The organism is Pseudomonas ficuserectae, from assembly GCF_024584585.1.
Classification (GTDB): Bacteria; Pseudomonadota; Gammaproteobacteria; order Pseudomonadales; family Pseudomonadaceae; genus Aquipseudomonas; species Aquipseudomonas amygdali.
This window is the reverse complement of record NZ_CP085684.1, coordinates 6,059,871-6,074,953: the sequence shown is the minus strand read 5'-3', so window position 1 is coordinate 6,074,953 and position 15,083 is coordinate 6,059,871. Positions and strand designations below refer to the sequence as shown.

Annotated in this window: 9 protein-coding genes and 2 pseudogenes; 6 read left to right on the top strand and 5 right to left on the bottom strand. The window is 54.2% G+C overall.

Features of this window, described 5'->3' with window-relative positions:
• Positions 1–39: 39 nt before the first annotated feature.
• From glmU to LJU29_RS27250, 4 genes are all read left to right on the top strand, one after another.
• Complete coding sequence (gene glmU / locus LJU29_RS27265) at positions 40–1,407, top strand: bifunctional UDP-N-acetylglucosamine diphosphorylase/glucosamine-1-phosphate N-acetyltransferase GlmU (protein WP_057454282.1); 1,368 nt, start codon at positions 40–42, stop codon at positions 1,405–1,407.
• A gap of 302 nt (positions 1,408–1,709) precedes the next feature.
• On the top strand, positions 1,710–2,477 hold the full coding sequence (locus tag LJU29_RS27260) for a DeoR/GlpR family DNA-binding transcription regulator (RefSeq protein WP_257111460.1): 768 nt from the start codon (positions 1,710–1,712) through the stop codon (positions 2,475–2,477).
• 9 nt (positions 2,478–2,486) lie between these two features.
• Complete coding sequence (gene glmS / locus LJU29_RS27255) at positions 2,487–4,322, top strand: glutamine--fructose-6-phosphate transaminase (isomerizing) (RefSeq protein ID WP_005756480.1); 1,836 nt, start codon at positions 2,487–2,489, stop codon at positions 4,320–4,322.
• Between the two features lie 146 nt (positions 4,323–4,468).
• Positions 4,469–5,368, top strand: coding sequence for a TniQ family protein (locus tag LJU29_RS27250; protein WP_257111459.1), 900 nt, complete (start codon positions 4,469–4,471; stop codon positions 5,366–5,368).
• On the opposite strand, the gene LJU29_RS27245 is transcribed toward LJU29_RS27250, so the two are convergent.
• From LJU29_RS27245 to LJU29_RS27235, 3 genes are read right to left on the bottom strand one after another with little or no spacing between them, the layout of a single operon-like run.
• A complete protein-coding gene (locus tag LJU29_RS27245; RefSeq protein ID WP_257111458.1) occupies positions 5,365–6,678 on the bottom strand; it encodes a P-loop NTPase family protein in 1,314 nt (437 codons plus the stop codon). The genes LJU29_RS27250 and LJU29_RS27245 overlap by 4 nt on opposite strands.
• On the bottom strand, positions 6,675–8,672 hold the full coding sequence (locus LJU29_RS27240) for a TnsB C-terminal domain-containing protein (protein ID WP_257111457.1): 1,998 nt from the start codon (positions 8,670–8,672) through the stop codon (positions 6,675–6,677). Before LJU29_RS27240 ends, LJU29_RS27245 begins: the two co-directional genes overlap by 4 nt.
• Positions 8,669–9,631, bottom strand: coding sequence for a PDDEXK family nuclease (locus LJU29_RS27235; RefSeq protein WP_257111456.1), 963 nt, complete (start codon positions 9,629–9,631; stop codon positions 8,669–8,671). The genes LJU29_RS27240 and LJU29_RS27235 overlap by 4 nt, the downstream gene beginning before the upstream one ends.
• A 715-nt stretch (positions 9,632–10,346) precedes the next feature.
• Between LJU29_RS27235 and LJU29_RS29840 the strand changes: the two genes are divergently transcribed.
• Both LJU29_RS29840 and LJU29_RS27230 read left to right on the top strand, forming a co-directional pair.
• A complete protein-coding gene (locus tag LJU29_RS29840) occupies positions 10,347–11,630 on the top strand; it encodes a TnsD family Tn7-like transposition protein (protein WP_371321896.1) in 1,284 nt (427 codons plus the stop codon).
• Positions 11,631–11,680: 50 nt separating this feature from the next.
• A protein-coding gene (locus LJU29_RS27230; RefSeq protein WP_122320854.1) for an IS3 family transposase occupies positions 11,681–12,843 on the top strand; the annotation gives its coding sequence in 2 pieces (ribosomal slippage) (positions 11,681–11,936 and positions 11,936–12,843; 1,164 coding nt in all).
• Positions 12,844–12,850: 7 nt separating this feature from the next.
• On the opposite strand, the pseudogene LJU29_RS27225 reads toward LJU29_RS27230, so the two are convergent.
• Positions 12,851–13,618: pseudogene (locus tag LJU29_RS27225) on the bottom strand (EamA family transporter); the annotation flags it as partial.
• A gap of 134 nt (positions 13,619–13,752) precedes the next feature.
• Positions 13,753–15,008: pseudogene (locus LJU29_RS27220) on the bottom strand (MFS transporter).
• Positions 15,009–15,083: the final 75 nt, after the last annotated feature.

Genomic DNA, 15,083 nt, shown 5'->3' with positions numbered 1-15,083 from the left:
CGCCTTCGGCCTGGTTGCCGCTCAGTTGGTAGTCCTATCATGTCTCTCGATATCGTTATTCTCGCTGCTGGCCAAGGTACCCGGATGCGTTCCTCCTTGCCCAAGGTTCTGCATCCCGTGGCTGGCAACTCCATGCTCGGTCATGTTATCCACAGCGCACGTCAGTTATCCCCAAGTGGAATACACGTCGTGATAGGACACGGCGCGGATGCTGTTCGTGAACAGCTGGCAGCCGATGACCTGAATTTCGTGATGCAGGACAAGCAACTGGGCACAGGCCACGCTGTTGCTCAGGCGCTGCCTGCACTTACGGCTGAGACCGTGTTGATTCTTTATGGCGATGTGCCGTTGATTGAAGTGGAGACGCTTGCGCGCCTGCTCAAACTCGTCAATCCGCAGCAACTGGGCCTGTTGACCGTTACTCTGGACGACCCCACCGGTTACGGCCGCATTGTTCGCGACGAGCAGAATCGTGTCTGCGCGATTGTCGAGCACAAGGATGCGAACGATGCACAGAAGGCAATCACCGAAGGTAACACTGGCATTCTCGCGGTGCCTGCCAAGCGTCTCGCTGACTGGCTGGGGCGGCTGTCGAACAACAACGCCCAAGGCGAGTATTACCTCACAGACGTAATCGCCATGGCCGTCAATGATGGGCTGATTGTTGCTACAGAGCAGCCTTACGACGCAATGGAAGTGCAGGGTGCCAATGATCGCAAACAGCTCTCCGAGCTGGAGCGCCATTATCAGCTGCGCGAAGCCCGCCGGTTGATGGCAGGTGGTGTGACCCTGCGTGACCCTGCGCGATTCGATGTGCGCGGCGAAGTCAGCGTCGGCCGCGATGTGCTGATCGACATCAACGTGATCCTTGAAGGCAAGGTAGTCATCGAGGACAACGTGGTCATCGGCCCTAACTGCGTCATCAAAGACAGCACCCTGCGTAAGGGGGTCATCGTCAAAGCCAACAGCCACATCGAAGGCGCAATTCTGGGCGAGGGCAGCGATGCCGGCCCATTTGCGCGCCTGCGCCCTGGCAGTGTGCTGGGCGTCAAAGCGCATGTGGGTAACTTTGTTGAACTCAAGAATGCGAACCTGGGCGAGGGTGCCAAGGTTGGCCACCTGACCTATCTGGGCGATGCCGAGGTCGGCGCACGTACCAACATAGGTGCCGGGACGATTACCTGCAATTACGATGGGGCCAACAAGCACAAGACCACGTTGGGTGCAGACGTGTTCATTGGTTCTAACAACTCACTGGTTGCGCCTGTGGATATCTTTGATGGTGCGACGACCGCAGCCGGTTCGACCATCACGCAGAACGTGCCCGCTGAACAACTCGGCGTGGCTCGCGCCCGCCAACGCAACATCGAAGGCTGGAAGCGTCCGGTAAAAATCAGGAAAGACTGAGTTATCCACAGCCCGGAAAAATGATGTTCTGTGGGAGCGGACTCGTCCGCGAAAGCCATCCCCCGTCCTGGAATCTATGTAAATAGTTTTCGCGGACGAGTCCGCTCCCACGAAATGCATTCCGGGTTGGTCCAACTGGCCTATGCATACTTCTGAGAGCGGAGCACTGGAGCGAGAGTTACAGGAATCTCGTTCCAAAAGCTCCATTGAAAATACCCTGCCAAACCCTCTGGCCTTGACCAAACCCAAAAAATAGGTTTTGATTGCCTTCGTTATCTTTCGAAACGAAACTTAAGGCTGTCATGTCGAAGCGCAATACACTACAACGTCGCCACAACATTCTTGCCCTGCTCAATGAGCTGGGTGAAGTTAGCGTCGACGATTTGGCCAAACGCTTTGAAACTTCTGAAGTTACGATTCGAAAGGATCTGGCAGCCCTCGAAACCAATGGTTTGCTGTTGCGCCGTTACGGGGGCGCAGTGCCGCTCCCTCACGAGCTGATCAGCGAAAGCAGCCAGCCGGTTTCCCGTTACAAACAGGCCATTGCCCGCGCTGCGGTTTCCCGAATTCGCGAGCACGCCAGAATTATTGTCGACAGTGGCAGCACCACGGCTGCGTTGATCCCTGAACTGGGCCAGCAACCTGGTCTGGTGGTCATGACCAACTCACTGCATGTGGCGCGAGCCCTTACTGAGCTGGAACACGAACCGGTCCTGTTGATGACTGGCGGAACATGGGATCCGCACTCGGAGTCTTTTCAGGGGCAGGTCGCTGAACAGGTACTGCGCTCCTACGATTTCGATCAGTTGTTCATCGGTGCCGACGGCATCGATCTGACTCGTGGCACCACCACGTTTAATGAGCTGCTGGGTTTAAGCCGGGTCATGGCGGAAGTCGCCCGGGAAGTCGTTGTCATGGTCGAGGCCGACAAGGTCGGTCGCAAGATCCCCAATCTGGAGCTGCCCTGGAGCAGTATCCACACCCTTATTACTGATGATCGCTTGCCCAGCGAGGCTCGCGATCAGATACAGGCCCGCGGCATCAATCTGATTTGTGCTGCTGTCAGCTAGGAGATAACCATGTGTGGAATCGTCGGCGCCGTTGCTGAACGTAATATCACGGCCATTTTGCTCGAAGGCCTCAAGCGTCTTGAGTACCGCGGTTACGACAGCGCAGGCGTGGCTGTTTTCACCAACGAAGGCACCCTTGAGCGCCGACGTCGCTCGGGCAAGGTCAGTGAGCTGGAACAGGCGCTGGCAGGCGAGCCGCTGACCGGCCGTCTGGGTATCGCCCACACGCGTTGGGCGACCCATGGTGCTCCGTGTGAACGTAACGCTCATCCACACTTCTCGGCCGATAAACTGGCAGTTGTCCACAACGGCATCATCGAGAACCACGAAGCACTGCGTGAACAGCTGAAAAGCCTGGGTTACGTCTTCTCATCCGATACCGACACTGAAGTCATCGTTCACCTGCTGCACCACAAGCTCAAGGACACGCCAGATCTGGCGGTTGCCCTGAAGGCTGCCGTGAAAGAATTGCACGGTGCCTATGGTCTTGCCGTGATCAACGCTGCACAACCGGATCGCCTGCTGGCCGCCCGCAGTGGCAGCCCGCTGGTGATCGGCATGGGCTTGGGTGAAAACTTCCTGGCCTCCGATCAACTGGCGCTGCGTCAGGTGACCGACCGTTTCATGTACCTGGAAGAAGGCGATATCGCCGAGATCCGTCGCGACAGCGTGCAGATCTGGAACGTCGACGGTGTGTCGGTCGAGCGTGAAGTGGTGCAATACCATGAAGGCGCTGAAGCCGCTGACAAGGGCGAATACCGTCACTTCATGCTCAAGGAAATCCACGAGCAACCCAAGGTCGTGCAGCGCACCCTCGAAGGTCGCCTGGGGCAACAGCAAGTGCTGGTCCACGCATTTGGTCCACAGGCTGCCGAACTGTTCGCCAAAGTACGCAACGTTCAGATCGTGGCGTGTGGCACCAGCTACCACGCAGGCATGGTCGCGCGTTACTGGCTTGAAGGCCTGGCCGGCATTCCTTGCCAGGTGGAAGTGGCCAGCGAGTTCCGCTACCGCAAGGTCGTGGTTCAGCCGGACACCTTGTTCGTTTCGATCTCGCAATCCGGCGAAACCGCCGACACACTGGCAGCGCTGCGCAACGCCAAGGAACTGGGCTTTCTGGCCAGCCTGGCGATCTGCAACGTCGGCATCAGCTCACTGGTACGTGAATCCGACCTGACTCTGCTGACCCAGGCTGGCCCGGAAATCGGCGTGGCATCGACCAAAGCCTTCACCACCCAACTGGTCGCCTTGCTACTGCTGACCCTGTCACTCGGCCAGGTCAAAGGTTCGTTGGAGGAGGGCGTTGAAGCACAACTGGTCGAAGAACTGCGCCGTCTGCCAACCCGACTCGGTGAAGCCCTGGCAATGGACGGCACCATCGAGAAAGTCGCCGAGCTGTTCGCCGAGAAGCACCACACCCTGTTCCTCGGTCGTGGCGCGCAATTCCCTGTAGCAATGGAAGGCGCACTCAAGCTCAAAGAAATCTCCTACATCCACGCCGAAGCCTATCCGGCTGGTGAACTCAAACACGGCCCGCTGGCGCTGGTCGATGCAGACATGCCGGTCGTTACTGTCGCGCCGAACAACGAGCTGCTGGAAAAACTCAAATCCAACCTGCAGGAAGTACGCGCCCGCGGCGGCGAACTGATCGTGTTCGCGGATGAGCTGGCTGGGCTCAAGAACGGCGAAGGCACTCACGTCATCGCCATGCCGCACATCATCGACGCCCTGGCACCGATTCTGTACACCATTCCGTTGCAGCTGCTTTCGTATTATGTGGCTGTGTTGAAAGGGACGGATGTTGACCAGCCGAGGAACCTGGCGAAGTCGGTGACGGTGGAGTGAGTTATCCACAGGGGGGAAGTGGTGATCTTAAATAAATAAGTCAGTCTCGGAATAAATAAGTCAGTCTCGCTTGGAGCCTATAGGGGCTCCAAGCGACGTGACATCCCTTGCCGCTCTCGTGCTTTGACACTCCCTGGTGCGCCACCTTGCTGCTGACCATCCAACCGCAGGAGTCCTTACGTTCCTTTCTGGAAAGGCATTTCTTTGTCGATTCACGCTCACCTGAGTCGATTGAGTTCAAGAAGATCTCTAGGTACTACATGCGAGGAGAATCGATTGGGTTAATCGCGGATATACTTGGAAGGCCTGATACCTACGAGTTCAACCGGCTGCTCCACGATCACACAAGTTACTCGCAAGTGGCAGTATTTCCTGATGCCAGCCAGAGCAGCTATACCCGAGAAGAGTATAAGGGATCTTCTACAAGATTTGAAACTGAAAGCCAGCTGGCCGGAATTTGCATCGACTGTGCGAAAGAGGATATTAACTCACTTGGCTTCCCATACTGGAGACGAGATCACAGATACGTAAAAGTCTGCGCTAAACACAATACAGTCCTGCTTAGAAAATGCCCTGTATGCGGTCATGACTTTAATCGTCACAGCTCAGGATATGGCCATGAGCTTTTATGGAAAGGATGTAAAGGACGCTATTTCCATGAATATGAATCTGAGAAAAACCATGACGAAGAAAAGCTTATATTTGCGAGAATATTCGCGGAGATTGGACGGTCGGAAGTCGCCGTTAACCTTGAATGTGTGCTAGCGCATCTTGCAGATGAGGCCAAAATATTTTGGAGCTCTGGGAAGATTTCTGAAAAATATCTTACCTATATCTCTTGGAGGTTAGATGTCTCTAGAAGAATCTCAGATACGGACAGAAATTATCGTCCTGATATTATGTACAGCGACGACATAATAGACACAATAGCAATTGTGCACGGTAGCTTCGCAGGTCTGATAGATAGCTTGCTTAGGAAAGGTGTATTAGTCCGAAGCGTTAATGATCTAATGCGTGTCGAGTATACGGATCGTTCAAGATATTAATCATCCTTCTTATCATCAAAGAACTCGCTAAAACCACTCCCCAAGTCATCTATTGTCGGTTTCCCTAAAGGCTTGCGCTTGGGCTGCTTGAGGGGGGCAGCCTTCACGTCAGCATCCAGCTTCAAGCTTTTGTGCGTTTCGCGTTCCTCTGCTGTAAGCGCACCTTTAAAAGCAGTTTGAGCGACACGGTTATCGCGCTCTTTCCTTACGAACTGCACTATATTCGACCGAGTGGGTGATCCGAATGGGCAAAGAAGGTCGTCTCGCTTGGTCTTCTGTTTGATTGCGATGCGTTCCAGCTCCTCAACGTCAGTTCTGTAAGTATAATACGCACTTGAGGTGTAAGCTTTATGGATATCTCCTAACTCAATCCACGTGCGATTAGCCAGGCGAGCTTGAATATATGCTTGTATAATAAGGTGGATGGCTGCACGTTTAATGCCATAACTACCACGATAGATTTCATGTGAAAAATCTAAGCGATCGGCATGAATACGACCACCACTCGCTGCGATGCATTCATCTATGAAATCGGCCCAGATTTTTGAATCTGGCGCGTCCGGCCACATGATTCTTGGATGTGCTACCAACCGCTGTGTGTCTTCCTGATTACGCTTAAGCAGCTTATGCCCTAGGCTAAAGTTTGATACGAATACCATAGGCAAGCCGAGACCGGACATGGTTAGCAGTATGTCGGTTGTTAGGGCTACACCTTTTCCTGGCGTTAAATGCTGCATTTCCTCAAGCACCGCCAGTGAGATACCACGCTTGTTTGCTTGCTGCTGTGCCCTAAGTTGGAGGCTTGCTGCGTTCTCACGGGTCGACGCCTCAATGCCGAGAAAGTCGGTGAGGAGTTGCTTACCAGATGACTTGCCCTTAGCGCTGGCGTACCAGTGTGACTCTGCTGTCAGAGGGGTCATGCAGTGATCTATCTGGAACTCAGTCGGGCCGGGCATTACACGAAGAAGCGCTTCGATGGTCGCCGACTTACCTACACCGGCTAAACCAGTCAGGCAGATCGGGAATGTTTCAGTTGGACTTGGGTAATACATTCCTTTGACAAACGCTTGTTCCGATGTTGAACGCAGCGCCGAGTGTGCCGCTGCTTTACCTACCAACTCTGCAATTAGTTCAAGGCTGAATTGATTGGGTAGGAAAATCTGCCGTAGCGTCATTTCTAAAAAGTGCGCGGCTAACATAGGAGTCAGCTGATCAATGTCGCCGACTGGTACAGGACGAATCGTTACCTTCCTTCGAATGTACTCAATGTCAATCAGACCGTCGAATCTTGTTCGCATTATGTCGATCATGATTTATCACCTATCAGTCTTCTCTGATCATCCAAGTCCCGCTGCGCTTCAGCACTTTTTGCAGGTCGTCCCAGCTTTCTCACACCGGCATGCCAGGATTTTCCTGTCTCTTTTTCAAATTCTTCATAGTGGTGCTGATCGATGGCTACCTTTTCGCTTCGGCGTTTTGCTTGAGCTTGGAGCCGCGACTGGTTAATGAACTGGAGATCTTCCAGGGAGACATCCCCACTTCCTGCTCTCGTGCTTGCGGTGTAGACGAAACTTAGCTCGTAGAGCCTGCCTTCAACCTCGACCCATATATGACGTACGCACATAGTCATGCTGTAAGCTGTAACTTGAATCGTCCTACCGGGCCCTACGCGATCAAATATTCCAGTAGCTGTTAACTCTTTTGAGTTATATTTTCGCCCAAAAAAATGTACTCCGCTTTGCTTGATTACCGCAGTCATGGGCGTCAAGAACTCTCTAACTGCTTGGTCGAAAGACATTTTGATGCCATGGTTTCGACCTACAGCATCGTGATACTTCCAGACGTTCAGCGGGGTTGGTGAAAAACCTTCCAGCCACATATCTCCATCCATCCGATCGCTAGCATCAGAATTCTCATTGTCCTTAATTGCTCGACGGATTTCTCTACGAGCCATCTCAACAAGATTGAGGCCGCTATGAACGTATACCGCCGCATCGTTTAGTTGCTTGTCCCTTGGATGTGAGGATTCAACGGTAGCTTTTGATTGACCAGAGTGCGTAGGTGTAACCTCCAAACGGCCCAGCCAATCCTGGGCTTCAAACACATTCATGTGCGCTGCGGGGCCTCTGTCGAAGATCATCTGGCTGGATAGTCCTTTACAGGGCCATTCTTCCGGCTTTATAGAAATACCAAAGAGCTCGCAGTATTTGACTTTATCCACTGCCAAACAGAATAACGCCATCCGGTACGCTTCCATGCTTTCTCTGCCTCTCGCGAAACCTACGGCTGCAATTGCTCCTGACAGTCCGCACGCAACTCGTACCACGCAAAATGAATCCAGCGGTGCTCCTTCGATGATTCCCGATATTTTTTCGCTTGGATAATAACCGTCAAATTCCAGCCGCTGGTTTAGGTTGCCGATCATCTCCGCAAAAGTTCCGACGTCGCCAGATTTTGCACGGGCAGCACTTGGTCCTTGCATTTCTTTTGCAAGTGGAGCTGGCTCTGTTTGTTTTTTGACCCAGTACCAGAACTGAGTAAAGCTTGGAAACGGCTCACCTGTGGGATGGTAGAACTCTTTTCCCGTTGAGCCTTCACGAACACGGCAACCAAATGTTTTTCTCAGTGAAGCTCCATAGATCTCGTCTCTGGTTTTGTCCACCCGTTTATGTTTTAGGAAGCCATCCAGAATCTTCACTTTCATGTCAGGTGTTACAGGGTGACCATGATTCTTACCGTAAGCTGAAGGACGACCCATCTTTTTATGGTTGTTCTCACTCCTGCTCGACTTTCCGCACCGGTCAAAGCGGGGCAACAACGCCCATTTCGTCTGCCCGAACACCAGATATGTGAAGAACAACAGTCTTGTCCGTGCAGGATGCTGCCTTGGCTTCGCAGCTCTGGCGTGAGCATTGATGATTGCCTCAGGGTCCTCCGAGGACAGTATTTCCGCCCTTTTGGGGATCAGTTCCGCAATACTCATGAGGCGCTGATCCACCATTTCTTCGTACGACAGTTTCGCGCTAAAACGCCGGCTTTCACGCCATTTGGTTTCGATCCCTGCCGCAGCCGTCAGCCAGGGCGGATGATCGTGGCTACCTTTCTCCACGATCTCACCGTCTACTAGTGCCGCTTCGAAGCGCACGCGGGTCATCGTAAGCAGCTTGGCGGAGGACCCTTTTTCGTCAAACTCAACCATGCGGACACGGTTGCAGTCCCCGTCGCTGATGAGAAAGTAGTAGTCATGTCCTTTGACAAGCTCACCGCAGCCCTCTGGCGCAGTGAGCCGAGATCCCGCCATCATAGGGCGGCTTCCGAGAAAAAACCGCGATAGTGGTCAATGACCTCGCACTGTGCCTGTCCAAGTGGCTGATCAATTTGTATATATTGAAACAGGTCTACAGGCAGCGCCCGATTCCAAATATCTTGATATATCCGTGCAATAAATTGATCTCGATGACCCCACTTATTGGCATACGCAATCGCAGCAGGCGCTAACGGGCGACCGGTATAAAAATCTTCTTTCAATTCAGCGCTAAAGTCGTCTAGCAAACGAGTTTCGAGGCTCAGAGGGCGATCATGTAAGCCAAACATTTGATCGAGGTTGGCTGCGACAATGGGATCTATATCTTCGAGAGAGAGATTAACTGTTCTAATGCCCGCACTCGAATAATATGTTTCTTCTAGGCGGAGCCGTAAATCAGCAAGTTCTCTGTCTTTCCTCCGCGCTTCCAAGGATTTCAATTTGGAGCGCCTTTTTTCCATGAAATCGTATTTGGACAGCTTGATGTTCCAGTTGAGAGCGTAGGGTACTGAATCAGGCCCGCTAAGGTAGAGGAGCAGGTCCCCAAGGTAGGGATAGGCGGACCATTGCCGTTCCCCATTGGATGACTCGACCACCACCTTGGCATGGTTTATCCCAATTTCCTGGGCTGCGGCGAGCGTGCCAACCAGTGGGCTGAGGTTCAAGCCGGTGGCGAGCGGGTGGCCGTGCAATGGATGCACATGTGGCAGCGGTTGAAGCATTTTCTGTTCATGGATTTCAAAGACAGCTGGATTGAACAACGCCAGTTGCGTGAAGACCCGTTCAGGAATGGAGAGCAGGTGAAGTGTGCGGCCTAGCTTGCGGCTGTTCAGACGGCAGATTCTTGAGGTCTTAGGGGCTTCACCCGGCACGGCAAAAATGGCGGGCACATAATCATCACCCCAACGGAAATTTCCCTGGCGTTCCTTGATTCGCTTCAGCGTTCTTTCGGAAATCATTGCTGTCCATACCCATCCACTTGGTCTTCCAGAGGTGGACATGCTGAGTACATGCATACGGTTGGCGCATGCATACGACCAGGTGCGGTTGCGACACCCGGATTTACGTTTCTAGGGACGAGAGGAGTCGGCAGGGCTTGACGCCCCGCGCATGCGGATAGACAATGGCCGTGTCAGGGCTCGAATCTTGACACGGGGGTCTGGGGTAAAACTCAGACCCTTGTCTATTCTGGCTCCCCAAAAAAGCTAACCAGAATCCTTCATATGTCCTACCTCATTATCTTTAGATTTGGACTATTCTAACTTATACCCAACATTTGCTTTAGATTCGTAGCAAAGTTTGGAAAATAAGCATACCCCGATATTTATGGTTTTTTAGATCGTTTTGCAGTTACGCCTAGTGCGATTGCCACGCATGGTAACGCCACGAATGCGATCTTGACAACCACTAAAGTTTTCCTTTGAGCGCACACAAGATTCCGGTCCTTCTCATAGATTCTTGAAGTTCCGAGATTTTCTCCCGATAGCGTGAAAAGATGGCTTCACCTGCGGCTTATTGGATAACATGAAAGTTATCCACATCGGCTGGGTATTGCTGAATATCTGACTTTCCTCTTATTCCCAAAAAAACTATCCACAATTGCCTTCGGGCTACAATGAGTTATCCACAGCGCCAAATTCCTCCCCACGTCTCAAGCTCTACAGAGAGGTGACCATGGATGCGTCCTGTTCGGGTGCTTGCCCCGCTTGGCTACCAGGAGAGACCTTTTTCAGTCTTTGCAGTCGCCTTCACTTAATGTCCGGGCACCAACGGCCAGCCTCGACTGCGGAGGAGCTATTCAACCTGCCGGAGCGGAGCATCAAGCATGACTTCCCGTGTGGCCTGGATGCCTTCGAGCGGAACACCGCTGGCCGCTGGGGAGCAGCTATCCCCATCATCGAGTACCACACAATTTTCCCTTACTTCTCTCCTTTTCAGTCAGCCAGTGCGGTCACGGAGGCGCTTGCTCAGATCAGAAGCTCATCACTCGGGCCATTGAAGTATCGGCTGGGCCTCGTTTGTGGAGGTTTCGGGGCGGATCACCCCCTGCGAGCGTGTAGGTCTTGCATGGATCGGGATATGGCTTCGAACGGCGTCTCGTATTGGCACCTGTGTCATCAATACCCTGGCGTGGTGGTTTGCCCTGAGCACGGCGAAGTGCTGTACGAGTGCATCCAAAACCGTCGTTGGTGTGGACGCTTCACTTGGACAATGCCTTGTACCGGCACTTTGCGCGATTCGGATTATGGTGTGATCACCTCACTGGAACAGAAGCGCCTTGTCCAAGTGGCCTCCGCGTGCCGTGACTTGGGGTCTATAGGCCTCGCCAAGCACCTTGATCCGGTAGTGGTCGCTCAGCTCTACCGGAAGTCGCTACCGGCAGAAAATGCGGCACAGAGCTTATTGGCGCATATCGGTGCGTTGCGAAGGTTTCGTCCGTATGGAGAGCTACCATCCACGGAGTCCGCTACGACCAGCTTCATCAGGCAAATGGTGCGATCGCCACGCCGGCACATTCATCCCCTCAAACACCTCATGATGATTACCTGGCTATTCGGCGAGGTTTCGTCCTTTGTTGAATGCCACGATGTTGCTTGCGCCCAGCAGAATGCGTTCTCGGCACAGCCGGCGTTATCTCCAATGCCTGAAGTGTCGGTATCACCGGCCAGCAGGAAGGGCCACCCTAGACCGAAGCGACTTAAGCCTGAAATCAGAGCAGGTTTGTTAAGCCGACTGGCTGCGGGAACGGCAAAGGATGAGATTTGCCGGCAGTTCCAAGTCACCATCTCCACGGTAAACAAGCTGCTCCGAGCAGAGCCAGACGTCCAAGCTTCCTGGGCAACTCGACGGATGACTCTCGATCAGGCTGATCATCGCTTACGATGGGCTGAGCTTCAGGCGCGGTTTCCATCGCATTCTCTCACTGAGCTTCGCCGCGAATGCCATGTAGTGGTCTAATGGTTCCGGACACTCATTTAGGCGAGAATATCGCCAGATAGAGGTGTCTGATGACCAAACAACGCCGTACCTTTTCCGTTGAATTCAAACGCGAGGCCGCAGGCCTCGTGCTCGATCAAGGCTATAGCCATATCGAAGCCTCCCGCTCGCTTGGGGTGGTCGAATCTGCGCTGCGTCGCTGGGTCAACCAGCTTCAACAAGAGCGCAACGGTGTCACTCCACAGAGCAAAGCCCTCACGCCCGAGCAGCAAAAAATCCAGGAGCTCGAAGCCCGGATCGCCCGTCTTGAGCGGGAGAAATCCATTTTAAAAAAGGCCACCGCGCTCTTGATGTCGGAAGAGCACGAGCGCATGCGCTGATTGATCAGCTCAGTGTCCATGAGCCAATCGAATTGCTGTGCGAAGTGTTCGAGGTACCTCGCTCGTGCTACTACAACCATTGCCTGCGGCGTCGGTCTCCAGACGCCGAGCGGGTTCGTTTACTTAGCCGAGTCAATGAGCTGTTCGGGCAAAGTCGAGGCGCTGCCGGCAGCCGCAGTATCGTGTCGATGATGCAGGCGGATGGCGAGCAAATCGGTCGGTTCAAGGTGCGTAGCTTGATGCGGGAGCTGGGATTAATCAGCAAGCAACCAGGCTCGCATGCTTATAAAAAAGCAACAGTGGAGCGGCCTGACATTCCGAACATTTTGAATCGGGAGTTCGATGTACCCGCGCCCAATCAGGTCTGGTGTGGCGACATCACCTACATCTGGGCGCAAGGAAAATGGCATTACCTGGCGGTGGTTATGGATCTTTACGCGCGTCGGGTGGTGGGCTGGGCGTTTTCGAACAAACCGGATACGGACTTGGTGATCAAGGCGCTGGACATGGCTTATGAGCAACGCGGCAAGCCTCAGGGCCTGCTGTTTCATTCCGACCAGGGCGTCCAATACGGGAGCCGACAGTTTCGCCAGCGGCTTTGGCGATACCGCATACGCCAGAGCATGAGCCGCCGGGGTAATTGCTACGACAACTCGCCGATGGAGCGTGTGTTCCGCAGCTTGAAAACTGAGTGGATACCGACCGTGGGCTACATGACGGTCCAAGAGGCTCAGCGGGATATCAGTCATTACCTGATGCATCGTTACAACTGGATTCGGCCACACCAGTTCAATGATGGAATGGCGCCCGCTCAGTACGAGAAAAACCTTAACGTCGTGTCCGGGATCAGTTGACCACTACAACTACTACCGAGCCGAGCATGCCGAAGATCGGCACCAGCAGAGACAGTGGCGCCACGGTGGAGACCGGATAGGTTTTGAGCAGCGAGTTCCAGATCCAGTAAGCGAACAGCGTGTTGGGATAGACCTGAAACAGGATCGACAACGCGGCAGTCGTATTCACCTGACTGACAAACGCGGTGTAGCCGGCGCTGCCGTTCACCGCGTAATCGAGGGCGAACAGCGGAATCGGTGCAAACGCGCTGGACCAGACCAGAAAGCCGAAGACATCCTTGGTGCTGGCCTTCTTGTTGATGATGTTGGCAACGCTCCAGGACGCCGCGCCCACCAGCACCAGCAACACGCCGGTGAGGCTCACCGAACCGTCACTGATCTTGATGATGCACAACAGCCCCGCGAGGGCGATCAACATGCCCAGCACCTGAAAGCGGGTCAGCGCTTCCTTGAACACCCAACCGCCGAGCAGGATGGTGAAGAACGCGCTGAACTGCAGCACCAAGGACGCGATGCCCGCCGACAGCCCTGCCTTGATACCCAGGTTGACCACGCCCCACAGACCAATGCCGAACACCAGGCCATAGCCGATGATTTAGCGCCACGGCACGTCGGGTTTACGGATGAAGAAAATCGCCGGTAATGCACAGAGACTGAAGCGTATACCCGCCAGGATGAGCGGATCGACGGTGGCCAGTCCCAGTTTGATCACCGAGAAATTCACACCCCAGATTGCCGTTATCAATACAGCCAACACTACGTGCAGTGGTTTCATGGATTATTTGCCTTGGTGAAGGAGGTCGTCCGCGACGCGGCAGCCCAGCGGGATGATGTTCTTGCCACCGGCTTCCCGCTGTTTCACACCATCCGTTAACTGACGATCGCGAGAAGTTTATTAAGGGTTGAACGTTATGTGGACGTCAGTTCCAGGTAGGTCCAGTACAGCAGGGCAACTGCGCTGATGGCGGCACCCAAACTACAAACGGCGACCCAGCCAAAGTGTGCGTATGTATAAGTCGCAGCGATGGCACCCAGACCACTGCCTACCGAGTAGAAACACATGTAGGCACCCACCAGTCGGCTTTGCGCATCGGGGCGTGCGGCAAAGATCAGACTCTGATTGGTGACATGGACGGCTTGCACGGCGAAATCCAGTAACACCACACCCACCACCATGGCGAGTAATGAGTGTTCAACGAACGCCGTCGGCAGCCAGGACAAGGTCAACAGTGCCAGCGCGATGCCCGTGGTGCGATTGCCGAGCCCTTGGTCGGCGAGCCGTCCGGCCCGTGCCGCTGCCAGCGCACCGGCCACACCGGCGAGTCCGAACAAACCAATCTGGGTGTGTGACAGCGACAACGGGGGGCGCTGAGCGGCAGTACCATCGACGTCCACAACACACTGAATGCGGCGAAGATCAGCAGGGCGAAGGTGCCCCGGACACGCAATGTGCGTTCGGTCAGGTACAACTGGAACACCGATCGCAGCAGTTGCCAGTAGCCGCCTTTCGCCGGTGGCGTGGTGGAGGCAGGCATGGCGCGCATCAGCACCAGTGCCATGCCGATCATCAGGGCGGCCGAGACAAAATAAACGCCGCGCCAGCCGGCCAGATCAGCCACTGCACCGGAGACGAAGCGGGCCAGCAGAATTCCCAGCACCACGCCACTGGTCACGGTGCCGACGGCTTCGCCACGTTGCTCGGGACTCGCCAGCGAAGCGGCGTAGGCAACCACCACCTGCACCACGACTGCCATCAGGCCAACGAGCACCATCGAGCCGAGCAACATGCCCCAATCCTGCGACAGACCCACTGCGCAAAGGGCCAGAGCTGACAGCAGCATTTGTGTAAGGATAAGTTTCTTGCGATTGAGCAAATCACCCAGCGGAACGATGAACAACAATCCGACGGCATAACCTGCTTGTGTCGCGGTCACTACGACACCAATCGTGCCCGGCGAAACCGACAGGCTGGCAGCCATCGATTCCAGCAAAGGCTGGGCGAAGTAGACGTTTGCGACCGCCATGGCGCAGGTAATTGCAAAAAGAAAAGTTTGATAGCGACTAAGCTTGGGGGTGTCCCGGGGTTGGGGAGCTTGCGTGTACCCACCGCTGGATTTTTCGGCTTCGATTTCCATCTTTACCGGGGCACGAGACTTGAACGGCATCGCTCCATCCTTGGAATATGTGGTTGCAAAAGAAAACCTTGTGTGAACTTTTAACAAACGAGGTTGTTAAATGCA